A 22,272-nucleotide genomic window follows, 5' to 3' on the forward strand; every position below is an offset into this window, starting at 1 on the left:
ATTATTTTACCATTTTAAGATTATTTTTTCTTTCTATAAAAAATATTATTTTTCTTTACTTTTAAATTAAATTTTCATATCCTATTTATATATATTTTGTAATTAGGAGTTTTTTAATGTCGTTTCAACAAATTTTAGATATATACAGAAAAAAATCATGGAATGAACGCAATAAAGGTGAACGTTTTGAAATGCTTATGAAACGTTTTTTATTATCTTATCCTTTATATGCAAACGAATTAAAAGAAGTTTGGTTATGGAGTGAATTTCCATATAGAAAAGATTTCGGTGGTAGTGATTTAGGTATTGATTTAGTTGCTTTAACTATTAATGATGAATACTGGTCTATTCAATGCAAATTCTATGACGAAAAAACAACTATTAATCTTGATGATATAAGTCATTTTATTGCTAATTCTAATAGAAGATTTTTAGATGACAAAGGACAATCACAAGAATTTTCTTTGTGTCTTTGGATTGATACTAAAAAAAGTTTTGGGAAAAATGCCGAACAATTAATACAAAAACAACGCATAGAATTTAAAAGACTTGGATTTTATGAACTCGATAATGCTTCTATTGATTGGCAAGCTCTCGCTGATGGTGAAACAGGAAAATCTGTACAATTAAAGAAAAAGACACCTAGAGAACATCAAAGAAAAGCTATTGCCTTAGCACATGAATATTTTAAAACTAAAGAACGTGGTAAATTCATCATGGCTTGTGGTACAGGTAAAACTTACACAGCCTTAAATGTTGTAGAACAAGAAACAAATAAAAATGGATTTATTTTATTCTTAGTTCCTTCAATAGCATTATTATCTCAAACATTAAAATCATGGCTAAATGATACTACTGGAATAATCTATCCTGTATGTATTTGTTCAGATACTAGTTCTTCTAAAGTAAAAAGTAAAAATTCTGATTCAGATGATACTTCTACTATTGATTTACCATTTCCAGCTACTACAAATGTAGATACTGCTATTTATCAAATTAAACAGCGTTTTATACAACAAAGTAAAACTGGTGGTATGGTAATCATTTTTTCTACATACCAATCTATTGATGTAGTACACAAAATCCAACAACATTTACTTTCAAGTGCAAATGAAATAAATGATAATAATATTTTTCAATCAGCAAATAATACACCTTTTGTAAAAATAGAAGATAAATCTAAATATATATTCGATATGATTGTATGTGATGAAGCTCATCGCACTACAGGTATAAAAATAAAAGGTACAGATGATTCAGCATTTGTAAAAGTTCACGATAATAACTTTTTACAAGCTAAACATCGCCTTTATATGACAGCTACACCACGTATTTATACCGAAGAAGCTAAGAAAAAGGCTCGTCAAGGTTATGCAGAACTTTGTTCTATGGACGATATAGAAAAATATGGTGAAGAAATATATCGCATTGGGTTCAGTGAAGCTGTGGAAAAAGGTCTTTTATCTGATTATAAAGTAATAGTATTAACTATAGGTGAAGACCAAATTCCTGCAAGTATCCAAAATGCCATTGCTGATAAAGGCACAGAAATCACTACAGATAGTGCTTCTAAATTAATTGGCTGTATCAATGCTCTTTCTAAACGCATGACTTTAGATTCATTAAATTTAAAAGAAGTAGATCCTGGATTTATGCACACAGCACTTGCATTTTGTTCTAATATAAAAACATCTAAAGCAATAAGCAATATTTTTAATAATTACGCTGATGATTATTATGATTCTTTATCCAAAGAAGAAAGAGTAAAAACTGTAAATGTTTCTGCTAAGCATGTTGATGGCTCAATGAATGCTATTGAACGCGAAGAAAACTTACAATGGTTAAAAAATACTAATACAGATAATACAGATTGCCATATCTTAACTAATGTACGTTGCTTATCTGAAGGTGTTGATGTTCCTTCATTAGATGCCATAATATTTTTATCCTCAAGAAATTCACAAGTTGATGTAGTTCAATCTGTAGGTCGCGTTATGCGTAGACCTCCTACAAATTCTACTTACGATAAAAAATATGGCTATATTATTATTCCTGTAGTAGTACCCCCAAATGTAGAACCTGAACTTGCTTTAGAAGAAAGCAAAGATTTTTCTACAATATGGAGCGTATTAAATGCTTTGCGTGCACATGATGACCGTTTTGAAGCTACAATTAATAAAATAGAATTTAATAAGACAAAACCTAAACAAATTTTAGTAGGTGGCACACCTGAACCAGATGGTACTCCTTATGGCACTAAAGAAGAAGGAACAACTGAAACCGTTAATGAAAATCATAAAAAATATGAATATATTCCTTTATATTTTTCAAAATTGCAAAAGGCTATTTATGCTAAGATGGTACCTAAAGTTGGCACTAAACGCTATTGGGAAGATTGGGCAAATAATGTCGCTGAAATAGCACGTCGCCATAAAGAACGCATAGAACAATTAATTCAAAAAGATGGAGAACATAAAAAAGCTTTTGACAAATTCTTAAAAGGTTTGCATAAAAATATTAATCCATATATAAGTACAGAAGATGCCATTGATATGCTTTCACAACATCTAATTACTCAACCTGTTTTTGAAGCATTATTCGAAAATTATTCTTTTGTAAAAAACAATCCAGTTTCTAAATCCATGAGTGAAATCTTATCATTATTAGATAATCAAGGATTAGAAAAAGAACGTGAAGAATTAGATAAATTTTATAAAACTGTACAAAGAAGTTGTGAAAATATTGATAATGCTGAAGGAAAACAAGCTATTATTAAAAAATTATACAATAATTTTTTCAAATCCGCTTTGAAAAAAACCGTCAAAAAATTGGGTATTATTTATACACCTATAGAAATAGTCGATTTCATTTTAAATTCTGTCAATGATATTCTCAAGAAAGAATTTGGCAGAAAACACGGTTTAAGTGATGAAAATATTCATATATTAGACCCATTTACTGGAACAGGAATTTTTATAACTCGTTTATTAGAATTAGGATTAATACGAAAAGAAGATTTAATACGTAAATACACAAAAGAACTACACGCCAATGAAATTGTATTACTCGCCTATTATATCGCATCTATTAATATAGAAAATACTTTCCATGATATGGCAGAAAAAGATAACTATATTCCATTCGAAGGCATTTGCTTAACTGATACCTTCCAACTAGGTGAAACTATAGCCAATGGAGAAAAAATAGAAGCTGATGGCTTTGCTAATATTTGGTCAGATATGTTTCCTGGCAATTTTCAAAGAGTTATCGACCAAAAGAAAACACCAATGAAAGTTATAATCGGCAATCCACCATATTCTATAGGGCAACGTTCTGCAAATGATAATGCTCAAAACGAATCTTATCCTTTATTAGAAAAACGTATCGCTGAAACATATGTAAAACATTCAACAGCCACATTATGTAGAAATTTATATGATAGTTATATAAAAGCCTTTCGCTGGGCTAGTGATAGAATTGATGATAAAAATGGCGGTATCATTGCTTTTATCACTAATTCTGGTTGGATTGATGGTATGGCTACAGATGGGTTTCGTAATTGTTTAGAAAAAGAATTTTCTTCTATCTATATTTTTAATCTACGTGGAGCTATTAGGGGAAAATCTGGTCAAGCAGTTAAACGAGAAGGTCAAAATATTTTTGATATAATGACTGGAGTAGCAATAACCATTTTAATAAAAAATCCTAAAAAAAATAATAGAAAAGCTGAAATTTATTACCATGATATAGGTGATAATCTATTAAAAAAACAAAAATTAGATATTATAAAACATCTAAAATCTTGTATGAATAGTAAATTTCCAGTAAAAATATTAAAACCAAATGAAAAAAATGATTGGGTTAATCAGAGAAATAACATTTTTGAAAACTATATAATTATAGGCAATAAAAAAGATAAAGATTTAAAACAAAAATTTTTCTATGATTCATATAGTAATGGTTTATTAACATCTAGAGATGCTTGGTGTTACAATACTAATAAAGAATTTTTATCTAACAACATACAAAGAACAATAAATTTTTATAATAATGAAGTAGAACGATATCAAAAAGAAAAAGAAAAAATATCAAATATTAATGATTTTATAAATAAGGATAAAAGATTTTTTTCTTGGGATGCAATTCAAAAAGATAGAGATTTATTAAATGGCAAAAAATATAGTTATAATTCTAATAGTATTTATATATCTATGTATAGACCTTTTTTTAAACAATATTGTTATTTCAATAGAAATTTAAATAGTCGTGTTTATCAATTACCACAATTATTCCCTACGAATAAATCAAATAACTTTTTAATTTGTATTTCTGGTGTTGGCGGATTAGATTTTGCCGTATTAATAACAAATATGGTAACTGATTTAGCTTTCATAAAAACTGGAAATGGAGTAACACAATGTTTTCCATTATACTATTATGAGCAAAGAGCAAAAATAGAACAAAGCCTTTTTGATGAAGACAAAGAAGAATATATTCGTCATGATGGTATTACTGATTTTATCTTTGAACAAGCTAAAGATTTATACGGAAAAAAAGTTACCAAAGAAGATATTTTCTTCTATGTATATGGATTTTTACATTTACCAAAATATCGCCAAAATTTTTCTGCTGACTTGAAAAAATCTTTTCCTCGTATTTTCCTTGTAGATGAACCAAAAGTATTTTGGCAAATTTCTAAAGCTGGTCGAGATTTAGCAGATATTCATTTGAATTATGAAAATCAAAAAGCACCAGAAGGTGTTATTATTGAGGGCGATTGTGGTAATTATACTGTATCAAAAATAAAATTCCCTAAAAAAGACCAAAAAGATACTATTATTTATAATAACGATATCACTATTAAAAATATCCCCCTTGATGTTTATAATTATATAGTAAATGGTCGTTCGCCAGTAGAATGGATTATGGAAAGATATCAGGTAAAAATAGATAAAGCCTCTGGAATTGAAAACAATCCAAATGATTGGGCTACTGAACATAACCAACCACGTTATATTTTAGACTTACTCTTAAGCGTTATGACTGTAAGCTTAAAAACTCAAGAAATAGTTAATAGTTTACCTGATGTAAAATTTGAATAAAAAATAGACTGCACTTTTAAAGGTGCAGTCTTTCTTTTATTTTATATTAATATACAATTTATGTGGTTTAAATTCAAAATTAACATCATTATACTTCATCTCATAAAAATCAAATGAATCTCTATTATTTTCTTTACATTTTTTTCGTATAATATTTATAATTTTCATACGTTCTTTTATTGGTGTACGCATACCAAATATAATAGCTTCCAAGTCATTAAAATCATAGTTAAAAACTCTACTATTTTCATCTTTAAATCTATGAAACGTATCTACTAAAGATATCCTACATTCTTTTTCGTTTTTCCAATCAGATAGTTTATAACAAATACAATTATCTATATTATCCCAGTATTTTTTTCTCCACTCATCTAAATTTCCTTTATCTCCTCTCATTTGAAGAAAATATTCGCTACTATTATGATTTTCATCATAATACCAATTATTTGTTAAAATTCCCATAGGTAAAACACCTATATTTGTAAAAAAATTTACTTCTTTATCATTAGGTTTATAAATAACTTTATTCAATTTATAATCTCTAATTTCATTATTAATAGGATTTTTTAATTTTAAATATAAATTACCATTATCTTTAATAAAATCTTTAAATTTTAAACATACTCCTGTATGATTATTAGCATAATATCCCCAAAGAGCAACATTTGAACATTCTTCAGAAAAACATGCTATATATATTTTACATGACGATAATTTTCTCAAAGCTTGAATATATTTTAAATTAAAATCATTTAAATTAAATTTATTAAAATATATAGATGTCTGTCTTAATGCAGTTGTACATTTTAAAATAGTTTCCAATGAACAATCTTCTTTTAATATATCTTGCAAATTTTTATCTAATTTATTTTTTATATTATACAATATTTCTTCTTTTATCTTATTATTATTTTTCTCTTTAATAATATACCACTGAATATATGGTTCAATAAGGTTCAATATATCATATAAGTTATCCTTATATATTTTCTTTGTATAATTGTCTAATAAATGATTTATTAAATTTTGCATTAAAACATCATTTTTAAAATTTAAAAATATCCTTTGTATGATTTCTTTATATACATCTGTCTGTTCACTGAACATTAGATGTACAGGTATATCATTTTTCGTATCTTCCATTTTATCAGGAGCAAACTGATATAGTGCAATAGTCGTATCCAAACAAAGTATATAATGTCTAAAAAAATTATCCCAAATTATTTTATCACCTTGCCAATAATATTTAATATAGCTTTCTAATGGATCATTTAAACTATCTGTATCAGCTAAAAATATTGTTTGTTTTTCTAATTCTTTATGATCTCCTAAAATATTGTTTAAATTTCTTAATCTATACATACTTACTCCATTTCAATTTATATTATATAAACCAATATTATATCTTCTTCTATAATACTCTATCGTTCTATACTTTAAAATATCTCTCATATTATCTACAAAAACTTTATTTTTTATAATATCTTTTAGATTTTCATTTAAAGTTAATGTAAATACTTCTTTTTATTTTTATAATAATTTATAGTTTTATTCAACATAAAATAAACCCTTCTCAAATATATCAATATATTATTTTATTATACACTATCTATAAATGGATGAATTGTTCAAAAGACTACTAGATTTCATATTAATAACATGTTGACAGATATTATCTTAGTTGATATACTTCCTAGAAGTATAAATATGTTTTTATTAATTAGAGTAGATATTTTATACAATATATATATTTTATTTTTACATATAAAGTCTTTTAAAAATGTAAAGACTAAAAAAATCTATAAAAAGGAGTAGCTACTAGATAGAGATTTGTTTTTAGTTATATACATAATGTTCATTATATAAAAATATTGGAAAATTTGGACTTGATTACACAAATTTCTGTCCACATTTTTAGTAGCATATATTTTATGGAAAATACGCAGAAATCTCAAAGTAATGGTATTTTAGGTTTGATTGAAAGAGTAGGTAATAAAATTCCAGATATTACGATTTTATTCGTAGGTGCATTTGTCCTCGTTTGCATTTTATCTGCTATTCTTTCACAGATTCATTTTAATTATGTTCACCCAACTACAGGCGAGCCTATCGTTGTTAATAATATGCTCAGCCCTGCTAATATTGTGCTACTACTCAGTAAAATGGTAACAAATTATGCAGGATTTCCTCCTTTAGCTATGGTTATTGTTGCTACTTTAGGTATTGGGATTGCTGATGGTTCTGGGTATATCAATACGGGTTTGAAAAAAATCCTTTCGATTACGCCAAAATTTTTAATTACACCAATTATTATTGTTGTAGGTATGATTAGCCATTTAGGCCCTGATACTGGGTATGTTATCATCATTCCAGTAGCTGCTTATATGTTTTATGCTAGTGGCAAGCATCCATTAGCAGGGATTGGGGCATCATTTTCTGGTATCGCAGGAGCGTTTGCTGCCAATTATACACCATCCGCTATTGATCCTGTTATTCAAGGTTTTACGCAAAGTGCTGCTCAAATTATCGATCCAACATATCAAGTAAATGTGCTTTGTAATTATTTTTATGCTTTTGGTTCTACTTTTATCGTTATTTTAAGTTGTTGGTATATTACAGAAAAAATTTCTGAGCCTTGGCTTTGGAAAACTTATCCGCTAGATAAAGATATTGTCGTTGATGAAAATGCTCAAACTGCTATTACACCAAAGGAAAATCGTGCTTTCCTCATTGCCACTGGCGTATTGGTATTAATGATCATTGGCTTAGTGATGGCTTTACTTCCAGAAGATTCTTTGCTTCGTGATCCAAATGGAGTCATTGCTAGTTTCCAAGCTCCTATCATGCAGTCAATCGTATCTTTATTATTTGTATTTACTGGTACAGTAGGACTTGTATATGGTATTTTGGTCGGTAAATTCAAATCACCAAAAGATGTTACTAATGCTATGGAAGATATTACAAAAACCTTAGTGCAATTAATTGTATTTTATTTCTTTGCAGCTCAATTCCTTTTTGCTTTTGGTACTTCTAACATTGGTGCCTTGATTGCAATTTCCGGTGCTGAGTTTTTAAAATCCCTAGCATTACCACCACAGATTACCATCTTGGGCATTATTATTTTCGTTGCTCTATTAAATCTCATCATTACTTCAGCTTCGGCAAAATGGGCAATCCTTGCACCGATTTTCGTACCGATGCTCATGGCTGTAGGTATCGCTCCAGAGCTTACACAGGTTGCCTTCCGCATCAGTGATTCTGCGGTAAATGTCGTAACTCCAATGTTTGCTTTTTATCCACTAATCATTCTTTATTGCCAAAAATACGTGAAAAATGCAGGTATTGGTACTTTAAGCTCATTAATGTTACCATATACTATAGCATTATTAATCGTTTTAACTATAATGTTATATGTATTTTGGTTCTTTGATATTCCATTGGGCTTCCAAGCCGATTATGTATATCCTAGAAGAATTCTTTAAAGAAAGGCCGTCTTTATATGTCTTTAGCACAAAAACTCCAAGAAAAATTTTTTCGTTATGTAGCGATCACTAGCCAAAGCGATGCTTCTCAAGATACTGTTCCTAGTACAGCAGGACAACTTGAATTGGCAAAAGTTTTACAAGAAGATTTAGCAAAATTAGGCTTAGTTGATTTAGAAATTAGTGAATACGGGGTATTAACAGGAAAATTACCTGCTAATTTACCTAGTGATTATCACAAAGTGCCAACTGTTGGCTGGGTGGCTCATTTAGATACTGTCGATGTCTGTCTATCTCCAGATATTAAGCCTCAGATAATCAAAAATTATCAAGGTGGCGATATCTGTCTAAATGCTGAAAAAAATATTTATTTGACTACAGCACAACACCCTGAAATTGAAAAATATATTGGCGATGATATCCTTGTAAGTGATGGAACTTCTGTCTTAGGTGCTGATAATAAAGCAGCTATCAGTAATGTCGTAGTTGCCTTAGAAACACTTTGGGAAAATCCACAGATTTTACATGGAGATATCTATGTTGCTTTTGTTCCAGATGAAGAAATTGGCCTAAAAGGCAGTAAAAAACTAGATTTTAGCAAATTCCCTGTAGATTTTGCTTATACTATTGATAGCTGTGAACTCGGTGAAGTTATCTATCAAACATTTAATGCAGGTAGTGCTAAAGTTCATATAAAAGGCGTTACGGCTCACCCTATGTCTGCTAAGGGTGTATTAGTAAATCCTGTGCTTGTGGCTACTGATCTCATAAATAGTTTTGATCGCATGCAAACTCCTGAGCATACAGAAAAAACAGAAGGATATATCTGGATAAATGGTATTGATGCTAATGTATTAGAAGCTACTGTTTCTATGAATATCCGTGATCATAACAAAACACTTTATGAAGCACGTAAACAGCAGATAAGAGATGCTGTTGAATTTTTAAAATTACGCCACCCTAAAGCAGAGATTACTTTGACTATGAGCGATACTTATGCAAATATCGAAAATGCTGTAACTGATGATAATAAACAATGTATCGATTATATCTATCAAGCTATGGCAGATTTGGATATTAAACCGCAAACTATCGCTATGCGTGGTGGTACAGATGGCTCATTCATTTCCTCTCAGGGCATTTTGACACCAAACTATTTCACAGGTGCACATAATTTCCATTCTAATTGTGAATTCTTACCGATGAAATCCTTTGTAAAATCTTGTGAAATGACTTTAAAATTAATTGAATTAATCACTAAATAATAAAAAAGAGATAAATAGTAAACTGCACCCTAAAAAATAACTTTTGGGGTGCAGTTTTTTTAGATAATTTATATTCTTTATTGTCTCACATGTCTTATTCAATCTTAAGAAATTAACTTATAAATACATTTTATTCGTCTTTATAAACAATGTAATCTATGATAAATGCCACCAGAAAGTTTACTTTCTTTTTCTCTTCGCAAAATAGCTAATAAATTATTTGTGATTTTTTTATTGCGTTTTTTTCGCAATGGTCTTTGAGCTGTTTCTGGTATATTCCATGTCTTTCCAGTCAAAAAAGCTCCCACTATCTTGCCTTTAGTACAATAATCTCGCACTGTTCTTTCTGACAAATTCCATTTTGACGCTATTTGTGCTACTGAACAATATTTCATAATCTCACCTTCAATTCTTTTAATTTTATGCCGTTATCGGCAAGTTATCAACCAAAAATATCAATTATTTTTCAATTTTATTTTGCCGATAAAACAAAAATAGCAGATACATTTTGTACCTGCTATTTTTATCTAGATTATATTTAAATATTTTCCAAGTTTTTCTGTTTAGTTTCTACACCTAAAGCAAATACTGCTACAGCAATAATGATAAATACACTAGCAAACATGTAGAAAACAGTATGCATATCACTGCCAGCTTCTATCATCATACCTACAACAAGTGGAGCAGCCATACCACCGATACGACCGATACCTGCTGCCCAACCACTGCCCATAGCACGAATAGCTGTTGGATAAAGTTCTGGTGTATAAGTATAAACAACGCCCCATGCACCAAGGTTAAAGAAGGACATCACACAGCCCCAGAAAATAATCATTTCTGCACTTTGAGCTTGTCCGAAGAAATAACTTGCTACACCACTCATACATAAGAATAAAGATAATGTGTATTTTCTGCCTAATTTATCCACGAGCCATGCCGCACAGAAATATCCAGGAAGCTGAGCAAAAGTGATTAAAAGCACATATTCAAAAGTTTTTACAAAGGCAAAACCTTGCTGATAAACGATAGCAGGAAGCCATGTGAAAATTCCATAATAACTATAAACAATACCAAACCATACAATCCAAAGCATGATTGTTCTTGCTAAATATTTACCAGACCATAAATCTTTTAATTTTGGTTTTTCTGTAGGTACGTCGTCAGCTGTTGCTTTTAAATCGCCAGTGTATTTAACACCAAGACGCATTTCCAAATCATCTACAATTTTTTGAGCTTCTTCTACTTTGCCTTTAGATAATAAGTATCTTACAGATTCAGGCATATGCAAGCGAATGAAAAATACATAAATAGCAGGTAAAGCACCGATGATAAAAGCATAATGCCAACCATAAACAGGAATGAATAAGTAAGCAATACAAGCAGCTGCTATCCAGCCCACGCCCCAGAAGCTTTCTAATAAGACGATAAATCTACCGCGTAAATTAGTTGGTGCATATTCAGACATGAGTGTCGCCGCTACTGGAAGTTCACCGCCTAGACCAAAACCGACGAAGAAGCGGAAAATCAACAAGGATTCATAACTCCATGAAACTGCACAAAGTCCTGTGGCTATACTGTACAAAATTACTGTTGCAGAAAATACAGCTTTACGACCGAATTTATCAGCGATAGAACCTGCGATTACTGCACCTATTGCCATACCCACAAGACCGATAGAGCCGATAGCACCCATCTGTCCAGCAGACAAGCCCCATTCTTTACCAAGTACAGGTAATACAAAGGCTATAAGCCCTGTATCCATCGCATCAAATAACCAACCAAGACCTGTGATAACTAATAACTTATAATGGAAACTACCTACTGGCAAAGCTTCCAATCTTTGTAATAACATCAATTCCACTCCCTAATTTATAATTAAATTCTATGCAAATGCTTTAATGATAAATCTAAAATTGGTGCTGAATGAGTCAATGCACCACTAGAAATAAAGTCCACACCGATTTTAGCTAATGCTTGTATATTTTCTTTAGTTACATTTCCTGAGCATTCAGTTTGAGCTTTTCCGTCTATGAGTTTTATGGCTTCTTTCATCATATCTATGCTCATATTATCTAGCATGATGATATCTGCTCTGGCTTCTAGGGCTTCTCTTACCATATCTAAATTTTCTGTTTCAACTTCTATTTTGCGTACAAATGGAGCATATGCTCTAGCTAATTCTATAGCTTTTTTTACACTACCAGCAGCTCCAATATGATTATCTTTTAATAAGATACCATCAGATAGATTATAACGATGATTATTTCCTCCACCTACTGTAACAGCATATTTTTCAAAAATACGCATATTCGGTGTTGTCTTTCTCGTATCTAATAATTTTGTTTTACTGCCTGCTAATAGATTTACTACTTGATTTGTATATGTAGCAATTCCACTCATTCGCTGTAAATAATTCAATGCCACTCGCTCGGCTGATAATAACACTCTAATATCGCCTTTTATTTTGGCAAGTAAATCTCCTTTGTTCACTTTATCGCCATCTTTAGCCATAAATGTGATTTCGGTATCTTTATCTAATAATTCAAAGGTTCTAGCAAATACAGCTAAGCCTGCTATTACACCTTCACCTTTGCAGATTAAATCCACTTCACCCAAAACTTTTTCCGGCATAATGGCATTAGTTGTTACATCTTCACTAGTGATATCTTCTTGCAATGCCATCAAGATCAATTTATCTGCATTCATTTTCATTGTTATTTCATTCATCTTGCACTTCTCACTTTATCCATTTCATCAAAAATAGCTTGTTTATATTCTTGAGCTAAGATTGTTTTTTCTCTATCTATATTTTGTTGTACATTATTTGCTAATTGAGCGAAATCTATATCGTATTTTTTATGTTGTAATTTTTCATCATCATGAATTTTGTTAACTGCTCTTTTAGCAAAGACCAATCCTTCTAATAATGAATTACTAGCCAATCTATTTGCTCCATGAACTCCATTACAACTTGTCTCACCAACGGCATATAAATTGTTCATTGTAGTTTTACTGTATTTATCTACATGGATACCACCCATATAATAATGCTGTGCTGGTACAATAGGTATCCATTGTTTAGTTACATCAAAGCCTTCTTCAAGACATTTTTCATAGATATGAGGAAAATGATTTAAAATCACATCTTTACCAAGAACTGTCATATCCAACCAAACATAAGGCATATTATCTTTTGCCATTTGTTTTTTTATTTCTGCTGTCATTAAATCTCTAGGCAAAACTTCATTTGCAAAACGCTTTCCATCTTTGCCATATAATTTTGCTCCTTCACCTCTTACCGATTCAGAGATTAAAAAGCTTCTGCCTGGCTTGTTTGTATATAATGAAGTTGGATGAATTTGTACATAATCTGGATTTTCAAGTTCTATATTATGGCGAAGTGCTATCGCTATAGCATCACCTGTTAAATGAGGATAATTTGTGGAGTGTTCATATAATCCACCTATACCACCACTAGCTAAAATTGTATTATCTGCTTCAATGGTCAAATACTCATTATTTTTATCCTTAGCCAAAATGCCAAAACAAGTATTATCTCGTTCAATTAAATCTAACATAGTGACATATTCTAAAATACGCACATTAGGTAATTTCTGTACTGCTTTTAATAGATTTCTAGTGATTTCTTTACCTGTGATATCTTCATGAAATAAAATTCTAGCTTTAGAATGACAACCTTCTCTTGTATAATTCAATTCACCATTTTCTTTTCTAGCAAAATCTACACCATAGCCAATCAATTCATTTATGACTTCACGAGAAGAACGTATCATTATATCTATAGACTCTCTTCTATTTTCATAATGACCAGCTTTCAATGTATCTTCCATGAAGCTATCATAATCATTTTCATCTCTTAAGACACAAATACCACCTTGTGCTAAGAAAGAATCACTATTTTCTACAGCGTCTTTTGTTATCATCAATATATTTTTATCACTAGGGCAATGTAGTGCTGCAAATAAGCCACTAGCACCAGTACCTACAATCAATATATCTGTTTTATAATTTTGCATATTTACACCTTCATCATTTTGCTAATTCTAACATTTTTTCAAGTGGTTTCATTGCTTTAATGCTTAACTCTTCATCAATTTCTACCACATATTTTTCATTCACTAAGCTATCTTTAACTTTCGCTAAAGTAACTTTTTTCATGTCATCACAATATTGTTTAGGTATTGCTGGCAAAAATAACTTATCTGGATTTTTTTGTTTCAATTCATACATAACACCATTTTCTGTACCAATGATAAATTCCTTTGCCTCAGAATTAGTGGCAAACTTTATAATCTCTGATGTACTGCCTACAAAATCAGCTAAATTCGTTACTTCTTCACTACATTCTGGATGAACTAAAAACAACGCATTGGGATGTGCTCTTTTTGTTTCATTCACTAAATCTGCACTTATTTTTCTATGTATTGGACAATAACCATCATTACAGATAATATTCTTTTCTGGAACTTTACTTGCTACATATGCTCCTAAATTACCATCTGGAATGAAGAAAATATTTTTATTTGATAATTTTTTCACAATCTCAACAGCATTAGCAGAAGTTACACAAACATCAGAGACTGCTTTTAATTCAGCTGTAGAATTTATATAACAAACTACTGCTAAATCTTCGACTTGTTCACGCATTTTTTTTACTTTAACAACACTTACCATATGTGCCATAGCACAATCTGCATATCTATCTGGCAATAATACTTTCTTTTTAGGATTTAAAATTTTTGCACTTTCACCCATGAAAGATACTCCTGCAAATACGATTAAATCAGCATCAATATTTTTAGCAATTTTACTTAAATAAAAAGAATCTCCTATATAATCTGCGACTTCTTGAACATCATCAGGAACATAATAATGTGCCAAAATAACAGCATTTTTTTCTTTTTTTAATTGCTCTACTTCTTCTTTTAAAGACAACATCAAGATTTCTCCTTCACGGAATATTTTTTGATATTATACATCAAATATTAACAGCTGACAAGACAGTAATATATACAAATATTTTTTTTATTTATCAATGATTAATAGATTTTACCACTAAACGAAACAGTCATTTTATTCGATTATGATATAATTAAGCCAATATATTTTTGATAAATTTGTGAGGTAATCTTATGTTAGAATTCATCATTGGCAGAGCAGGAAGTGGCAAAACCACAGCTTGTTTAAATGCCATTAAAGAAAAATTAATCCATTCACCGACAGGGAAACCTCTAGTTATATTATTGCCTGACCATATGACTTTTGCGATTGAACGTCAATTAGCTTTGGAGTTAAAAGATTATGGCGGTTTTACTAGAGCTTATGTCTTGGGCATGAGCAGACTTGCCTATCAAGTATTAATGCGTTGCGGTGGAATACTCCATCCACATCTCAATGAAATCGGCAAAGAATTATTATTATCTAGAGTTTTAAGTTCTACAAAACTCTCTATCTTAGCCAAGGCTGCTCGCCAACATCATTTCACAGCTTCTGTATCGCAAATCATTGAAGAATTCAAAACTTCTGGTATCAGCGTTACTACTTTGCAAGATATTCTAACGCTAATTGATAATGATTCACTCAAACAAAAATTGAGCGATTTAACTTCTATTTACGCTGGTCTTGATGAACAGATGTCTGGTCGCTATCACGATAGCGAAGATATGATGGAACTTGCGATCAAAAAATTACCTGAATGTACATGGCTCCAAGATGCTGAAATCTGGATAGATGGTTTTGATGCTTTCAATCCTCAACATTTTCGCGTAGTCGAACAATTATTAGCATTAGCTAGCGATATTCATTTAACATTATGCATCAACAATTTAAATGATATTGAACATGAAGCACCTACTGCTTTGTTTCATCGTCAATTCAATGTATTTCAACAGATAAATAATATGGCTAAAAAATTAGCTCTACCTACAAAGATAACTACACTTACAGCAAATCACCGCCACAAACAACAAGATTTAGCCTTTATCGAAGAGCAATTATTTAAATTTCCTTTGACGAAAAAAAATTATACTGGCGGTCTTCAAATAGTCGAAGCACCTAACCGACGTTTAGAATGTGAAGCTGTCGCCTGTGATATTTTGCGTCTATGTCGCGAAGAAAATTATCGCCATTATGATATCGGTATTTTAATCCGCAGTAGTGAAGATTATAGCGAATTATTGCAAGCAGTCTTGAATGATTTTAATATTCCTTATTTCAGCGATAGCAAGCGACAAACTGCTCATCATCCTCTAGCTGAATTAATCCGCTCTAGCCTAGAGGCTATTTCTACATGGCAATATGAACCACTATTTCGAGCTTTTAAGACTGATTTTTTCAATGACAAATATTTGCAATCGCTTAAAAATCTCGAAGAAAATACAGATGAAATACAATTAGATTTGACAGAGCAAAAAGCTATCGCTCGCAAAGCTATTGATAAATTGGAAAATTACGTCTTAGCTTTTGGTCTTCGCGGTCGCAATCGCTGGTGTGAAGAAAGCGATTGGCGTTTTTCTCATCATAAACAAATTGACTCTATGGGCACAGATTTAGAAGAAGAAGCTAATTTCACTGCTATAAATCTAACTAGACGCAATTTAGTCGCTCCTTTAGAAAAGTTCTACACTTCTTGCCAAAATTCGCAGACTATCGAGGAATATACGCTTGCCCTATATGATTTTCTGCTCGATTTGCAAATACCGACTCAATTGCAATTATGGGAAAAAATAGCCCAAAAGCAAAATGATATTGCCCTTGCCAAAGAACATCATCAAATCTGGGATAATATCATTGAATTGATGGATCAATTAGTGCAGACATGTGGCAAAGATTATATCAATCTTGAAAATTATTTAAAATTAATCAATGATGGCTTAGATAGTATTCAGATTGCTTTGATACCACCTGGATATGATTATGTTACACTTGCACCATTTGAACATAATACTTTAAACAACAAGAAGGCTATTTATATTTTAGGTGCTAATGAAAAAATCATGCCTCGCCATAGTAAAACAGAAGGTATCTTAAGTGATGCTGAACGTTTATTAATGGCAAGCCTAGGGCTGAATATTTCTAGCGGTACAATGGAGGATAATTTTGCCGAAAGATATCTTCTCTACAAAGGCTTTTCCTTAGCTACAGATTATTTTTGGGTATCTTATGCTCTAGCTGATGGAGAAGGAGCTGGACTGAATAAATCCATCTTGATAACTAGATTACAAAAGATTTTGCCTAAAGCAAAGTTCACAGCCATTCCTCTAGATAAAATAATCTCTTATCCAAGTGATTTTACGCTAGAAGAAAATCTTTTAGATAGCTCATTTGCGATAAAAACCATGCAAGTATCTACAACAAGAAAGACACTTAGCCATTTGACCTCCGCTCTTCGCCAAACTCGTGATGGTGAAGATTTAGCGTCATTTTGGCAAGATGTTTATAATTATCTCTTAACTGCTGATGTTCCTTTATCCACGGCACTGCAAAGTATTTTCGCCCAAGCACCAAAACCTGTATTGCCAGCTGATTTAGCTAGTAAATTATATACGAAACGCAAAATACTTCGTGGCAGTGTAACACGCTTTGAACAATTCTTTAATTGCCCATTCAAACATTTTGCTCATTATGCTCTAAATCTGCAAGAACGCAAAGAATTTAAATTTGCCGCTCCAGATTTAGGGATTTTACTCCATGCCATCATGCACCAATTTGGAGAAATCCTCGTGAAGCGACAAATATCATGGCAAGATGTAACTCATGAACAATGTCAGCAAATCTGCAAACAAATTATCAAGGCGATTGCTCCTAAATTGCAAAATGAAATTCTCTTAAGTTCCAATCGCTATAGACATCTTTTGCAAAGAATTGAGCAATTATCCATTGATTCTTTGATGCGTCTAGTAGAATTTGCCAAACACAGTGAATTTTCACCTAAAGCTCTAGAGCAGGATTTCGGTGCTAATAGCTCCATGCCTCCTTTATTATTTACAGATGAAGATAATCACAAAATAGAAATCATTGGGCAGATTGACCGCATTGATTTTAATGATAATTACTATCTAGTCATTGACTATAAATCAGGCAATGCTTTTATTAATCTACTGCAAGTATATTATGGCTTGAAATTACAGCTTTTGACGTATCTTTTAGTAGCTCAAAATACTACTTTGCAATTATATAATATGGAAAATGCCATTCCTGCTGGTATTTTATATTGCTTTTTAAAAACACCTATCATCACAGGTACTAATAAATTATCCGTTCAACAAATTAAAACAGAAATTGAAAAGAAAATGCGTATGCCAGGCTGGGTATTGGCAGATCCAGAAATCATCAAAAAAATTGATGACTCTTCTAATTTCATCAAAGTACGTTTAAATAAAAATCAAGATGATATCTCCGCTCAAAGTCGTTCCTATGTAAAAACAGCAGAAGAATTCGATTTATTGATGAAACATATCGAAAATACTTTAAAAGAAGCTGGCAGTGAAATCTTAAAGGGCAATGCTGATATCGCACCGTATAAATTAAAAGATGAAACAGCCTGCAAATACTGCCCATATATCGCTATCTGTCGCTTTGATAAATATATCTCCGGCTATAATTATCGAGAGATAAATCAACTCAATGACGAAGAAATCATTGAAAAATTAAAACAGAAAGAAGGAATTCCATGCCTTGGTCAGCACAGCAACAACAAGCTATAAATACTTATGATAAAAATATCCTCGTAGCCGCAGCTGCTGGCTCAGGGAAAACCTCTGTATTAGTAGAGCGTGTAATTCAACGCATTGTAAATAAAACATGCGACATCAATCAAATACTTGTCGTTACTTTCACCAATGCAGCCGCAGCTGAAATGCGTGAACGTATCGCCAGTGCCATCACAGAGAAATTATCCGATAAAGATAAAGAGCGTCAACTCGTATTATTAAACGCTTCTTCAATCTCCACACTTCATGCTTTTTGTCAAAATATCATTCGCCAATATTTTCATCAATTAGGCTTAGATCCTAAATTTCGCCTTGCTAATCCTCAAGAAATTGAATTATTAAAGCTCGATGTACTTGAAGAACTCTTTGAAACGAATTATGACAAAGATGATAATGAAGACTTTCTAGAATTCACTGACACCTATGGCAATGAACGTGGCGATGATAGCACCTATGATATTATCTTAAAACTATATGAATACTCTCGCAGTCAGCCTTTTCCTCTACAATGGCTAAAAGCTCTACCTTCATATTTTCAAATCAACAACGCTGATGAACTCAATGATTGCCCATGGTTACAGATAATCAAAGACAATGTCAAAGATGGTTTAAATATAGCCATAGACAATAGCCAGAAGATGTATCAATTAGCTACAGATTTAAACTTACCACCTTATGCAGATATCGCCAGTGAAGATTTAGCTTTTCTTTATGATTTAAATAATTTAATCGATACTTCCTGGCAGGATTTTTTTAATTTAATCAATGAATTTAAATTTAAAGCTCTGCGAATTTCTAAAAAATTCTCTGTAAATGAAGAAGATAAAGCTACTATTTCCGCTCTTCGTGATGAAACCAAGAAAATCATCAAACAATTAAAAGAGCATTATTTTACACAAACTATTGAAGATACACTCTCTGATATGCCTCAATTGTATAAACAAGCCAATAGCTTATGTAATATAACCATAGAATTTTCTCAAGCTTTTAGTAAAGCTAAAAATGAACGCTCTTTAGTCGATTTTTCCGACCTTGAACATTTCACTTTGAAATTGCTAGCTGATGAAAACTCCACTGCTGCAAAGCTGATACCTTCACCAATCGCTCAGACACTACAGGAAAAATATGTAGAAATCATGGTCGATGAATACCAAGATACAAACGGAGTTCAAGAAGCTATTTTAAATCTAATTGCTTCACGCACTAAACCAAATTTATTTTTCGTCGGCGATGTAAAACAAAGTATTTATAAATTCCGTTTAGCTGAGCCAGAATTATTCTTAGCTAAATATCATCAATACCCTCATGAAGAAGATTGTCTTCGCATTGATTTAGCCCAAAACTTCCGCAGTCGTAAGGAAATCCTCGATGGCGTCAATTTCATCTTTTCTCAAATCATGACCACAAAAGCTGGGGAATTATCTTATGGCAAAGATGAAGCCTTATACTGCGGTTTTGATTATCCTCAAAGTGAATTTTTGACTTTAAAATCACCGATTGAATTAACTTTATTGGATAAACAGCAAAAATTAACTTTAACTGATAATGATGATAATGATAATGATGATACGCTCCAAGGCTTTCAAGCTGAAGCTAAATATATTGCTCTTCGCATAAAAGAATTGATGAATAAACAGCCTTTAGTCTTTGATAAACATACAAAAACTTATCGCCCTATAAAATGGAAAGATATCGTTATCCTACTGCGTTCTGTTCAAGATAAAGCTAAGATATTAGCTGATGTACTTCGCGAAGATAATATTCCTGTATATGCCACTATTGAAACGGGATATTTCCAAGAAACAGAAGTTCGCATCATGCTTTCATTATTGCAAATAATCGACAATCCGCAACAAGATATACCACTGACTGCGATTTTGTACTCACCTATATTTAATTTCACCGTTGAAGATTTAGCTCATATCCGCCTTATCAATCCGCAATTAAATATGTATGAAACTTTATTATTCATGACATCTATTAATGAGCTACAAGAACAATTACTCCCTGTAGATAAAAAAGTATTTGCTAAATTACAGATTAAAGTAAATGATTTTCTCACTAAATTGCATTATTGGCGAGATTATGCCCGCAGTCATAGCGTACCTGAATTGATTTGGCTATTGCTCAATGATACAGGATATTATGATTATGTAGGTGGCTTGCCTGAAGGCTCTGTACGCCAAGCGAATTTAAGAGCACTCTATGACCGAGCTTTCAATTATGAGCAGACTTCTTTCCGTGGTCTTTTCCGCTTCTTGCGTTTTATCCATAAAATGCAACATATGGGAAATGATTTAGCCGTAGCTAGAAATCTAAGTGATAGTGAAGATGTAGTGCGTATCATGAGTATTCATAAGAGCAAAGGTCTTGAATTTCCTGTAGTAATTCTTGCTGATATCGGCAAACAATTCAATCTCAAAGATATTCAAGGAAGTGTTCTCTTTCATAAAAAACTCGGCTTAGGTCTTTATGTAAATGATGTTAAACATCACTATCGCTATCAAAATTTATCTCGCCAAGCTATCATTCAACAAATCGTCAAAGAGTATAAAGCAGAAGAAATGCGTATATTATATGTAGCTATGACTAGAGCTCGTGAAAAGCTCATACTCACCGGTACTGTTCGCAATATGGAAAAATTTGCTCAATATGCTTGTTCTCAATTGCAAACGACGACAAAAACGCTACCTGATTATTTCATCATGCAGGCAAAATCATATTTAGATTGGCTAGCTCCTACTATCGCTCGCCATAAAGATGGCTTAGTCTTACGTCAATCAGCTACAAATGAAAATGCTGTTTTATTAGATGATCCTTCACAATGGCAAATTTCTCTAATCAACTCATTAGATGTCACAGATAAAACTACAATTTCCACTGTAAATGAAGATATCATCAATAAAGTAAAAAAATTACAGCCATTGCCAGCTACAAAGCAAAAAGACAATATTGATAAATTATTGAATTGGTCTTATCCTCATCAAGAGGCATTATCCATTCCAGCAAAATTGTCCGTTACTGAAATCAAACAGCAATTTACTTCAACTGATTACGCTCCTCAAGATGATAATGCTCAAATGCTGTTTGCTGAAACTAGTTTTAAACGACCACAATTCTTGCAAAAACAAACAAAAATGACTGCTACAGAATACGGTAGTTTAATGCATACAGTGATGCAACATTTAGATTTTCATGGCGATTTATCCGATAAAGGCATATTAGCCCAACTCCACAATTTAGCTGATAGAGAAATAATCGACAAACAGCATATAAATAAAATCTACCGCAAAAATATCCGTGAATTTTTATTTTCACCGCTAGGCATACGCATTCAAAAAGCAAAATCACTGCAAAGAGAATTAGCTTTTAACCGCATGATTAATGCTAAGGTCTATTATCCTCAAGCTGAAGATAATGATACTATCTTTATCCAAGGTATTATCGACTTATTAGTCGAAGAAGATGATGGCTTGATTTTATTGGATTATAAAACAGATAATTGCACGCAAGCAGAAGCTAAGGCAAAATATGCCATGCAAATAAAGCTTTATGCTCAAGCAGCCAGTGAAATCATGCGAAAGCCAATTAAAGAAAAATATCTCTATCTTTTTCATGATGCTAACTTGATAAAGATGTAGCTTTAGTTATACAATTAATTAAATTAAACAATACACAAATAAATAACAAT

General features: G+C 31.6%; 11 protein-coding genes. 5 read left to right on the forward strand and 6 right to left on the reverse strand.

Annotation, left to right across the window (positions count from 1 at the left end; translation table 11 throughout):
* Positions 1–116 precede the first annotated feature (116 nt).
* On the forward strand, positions 117–5,102 hold the full coding sequence (locus tag Q5I67_RS02945; protein WP_302486307.1) for a type ISP restriction/modification enzyme: 4,986 nt from the start codon (positions 117–119) through the stop codon (positions 5,100–5,102).
* A gap of 36 nt (positions 5,103–5,138) precedes the next feature.
* Here the strand turns inward: Q5I67_RS02945 and Q5I67_RS02950 are convergent, their stop codons facing one another.
* On the reverse strand, positions 5,139–6,464 hold the full coding sequence (locus tag Q5I67_RS02950; protein WP_302486308.1) for a DUF2971 domain-containing protein: 1,326 nt from the start codon (positions 6,462–6,464) through the stop codon (positions 5,139–5,141).
* A gap of 569 nt (positions 6,465–7,033) precedes the next feature.
* Between Q5I67_RS02950 and Q5I67_RS02955 the strand changes: the two genes are divergently transcribed.
* Together Q5I67_RS02955 and pepT are read left to right on the forward strand one after the other, a co-directional pair.
* Positions 7,034–8,584 carry an AbgT family transporter gene (locus Q5I67_RS02955; protein WP_296899541.1) on the forward strand — a complete coding sequence of 517 codons (1,551 nt, stop codon included), beginning with the start codon at positions 7,034–7,036 and terminating at the stop codon, positions 8,582–8,584.
* Positions 8,585–8,601: 17 nt separating this feature from the next.
* A complete protein-coding gene (pepT, locus tag Q5I67_RS02960; RefSeq protein WP_302486309.1) occupies positions 8,602–9,849 on the forward strand; it encodes a peptidase T in 1,248 nt (415 codons plus the stop codon).
* A gap of 140 nt (positions 9,850–9,989) precedes the next feature.
* Here the strand turns inward: pepT and Q5I67_RS02965 are convergent, their stop codons facing one another.
* From Q5I67_RS02965 to nadA, 5 genes are all read right to left on the reverse strand, one after another.
* Positions 9,990–10,244, reverse strand: coding sequence for a hypothetical protein (locus Q5I67_RS02965; protein ID WP_302486310.1), 255 nt, complete (start codon positions 10,242–10,244; stop codon positions 9,990–9,992).
* Positions 10,245–10,387: 143 nt separating this feature from the next.
* The gene (locus Q5I67_RS02970) at positions 10,388–11,701 is read right to left on the reverse strand and encodes an MFS transporter (RefSeq protein WP_296922803.1); all 1,314 of its coding nucleotides are present in this window, start codon (positions 11,699–11,701) and stop codon (positions 10,388–10,390) included.
* A gap of 23 nt (positions 11,702–11,724) precedes the next feature.
* Positions 11,725–12,576, reverse strand: a complete 852-nt coding sequence (nadC, locus tag Q5I67_RS02975; RefSeq protein ID WP_296897646.1) for a carboxylating nicotinate-nucleotide diphosphorylase — start codon at positions 12,574–12,576, stop codon at positions 11,725–11,727.
* Positions 12,573–13,886 (reverse strand): L-aspartate oxidase, encoded by a 1,314-nt coding sequence (locus Q5I67_RS02980; protein WP_302486311.1) that lies wholly within the window; start codon positions 13,884–13,886, stop codon positions 12,573–12,575. Before Q5I67_RS02980 ends, nadC begins: the two co-directional genes overlap by 4 nt.
* 13 nt (positions 13,887–13,899) lie before the next feature.
* Positions 13,900–14,808: a quinolinate synthase NadA gene (nadA, locus tag Q5I67_RS02985; RefSeq protein ID WP_302486312.1), complete on the reverse strand. Its 909-nt coding sequence runs from the start codon at positions 14,806–14,808 to the stop codon at positions 13,900–13,902.
* Positions 14,809–15,002: 194 nt separating this feature from the next.
* Here nadA and addB point away from each other — a divergent pair, with 194 nt between their 5' ends.
* The gene (addB, locus tag Q5I67_RS02990) at positions 15,003–18,575 is read left to right on the forward strand and encodes a helicase-exonuclease AddAB subunit AddB (protein WP_302486313.1); all 3,573 of its coding nucleotides are present in this window, start codon (positions 15,003–15,005) and stop codon (positions 18,573–18,575) included.
* Positions 18,542–22,222: a helicase-exonuclease AddAB subunit AddA gene (addA, locus tag Q5I67_RS02995; RefSeq protein ID WP_302486314.1), complete on the forward strand. Its 3,681-nt coding sequence runs from the start codon at positions 18,542–18,544 to the stop codon at positions 22,220–22,222. The genes addB and addA overlap by 34 nt, the downstream gene beginning before the upstream one ends.
* The last annotated feature ends 50 nt before the right edge of the window (positions 22,223–22,272 follow it).

The sequence above is a fragment of the uncultured Megamonas sp. genome (assembly GCF_958438645.1).
GTDB lineage: Bacteria > Bacillota > Negativicutes > Selenomonadales > Selenomonadaceae > Megamonas.

Coding starts and splice junctions, on each gene's coding strand:
- Q5I67_RS02945 (WP_302486307.1), top strand. CDS start 117: ATGTCGTTTCAACAAATTTTAGATATATACAGAAAAAAATCATGGAAT.
- Q5I67_RS02950 (WP_302486308.1), bottom strand. CDS start 6,464: ATGTATAGATTAAGAAATTTAAACAATATTTTAGGAGATCATAAAGAA.
- Q5I67_RS02955 (WP_296899541.1), top strand. CDS start 7,034: ATGGAAAATACGCAGAAATCTCAAAGTAATGGTATTTTAGGTTTGATT.
- pepT (WP_302486309.1), top strand. CDS start 8,602: ATGTCTTTAGCACAAAAACTCCAAGAAAAATTTTTTCGTTATGTAGCG.
- Q5I67_RS02965 (WP_302486310.1), bottom strand. CDS start 10,244: ATGAAATATTGTTCAGTAGCACAAATAGCGTCAAAATGGAATTTGTCA.
- Q5I67_RS02970 (WP_296922803.1), bottom strand. CDS start 11,701: ATGTTATTACAAAGATTGGAAGCTTTGCCAGTAGGTAGTTTCCATTAT.
- nadC (WP_296897646.1), bottom strand. CDS start 12,576: ATGAATGAAATAACAATGAAAATGAATGCAGATAAATTGATCTTGATG.
- Q5I67_RS02980 (WP_302486311.1), bottom strand. CDS start 13,886: ATGCAAAATTATAAAACAGATATATTGATTGTAGGTACTGGTGCTAGT.
- nadA (WP_302486312.1), bottom strand. CDS start 14,808: ATGTTGTCTTTAAAAGAAGAAGTAGAGCAATTAAAAAAAGAAAAAAAT.
- addB (WP_302486313.1), top strand. CDS start 15,003: ATGTTAGAATTCATCATTGGCAGAGCAGGAAGTGGCAAAACCACAGCT.
- addA (WP_302486314.1), top strand. CDS start 18,542: ATGCCTTGGTCAGCACAGCAACAACAAGCTATAAATACTTATGATAAA.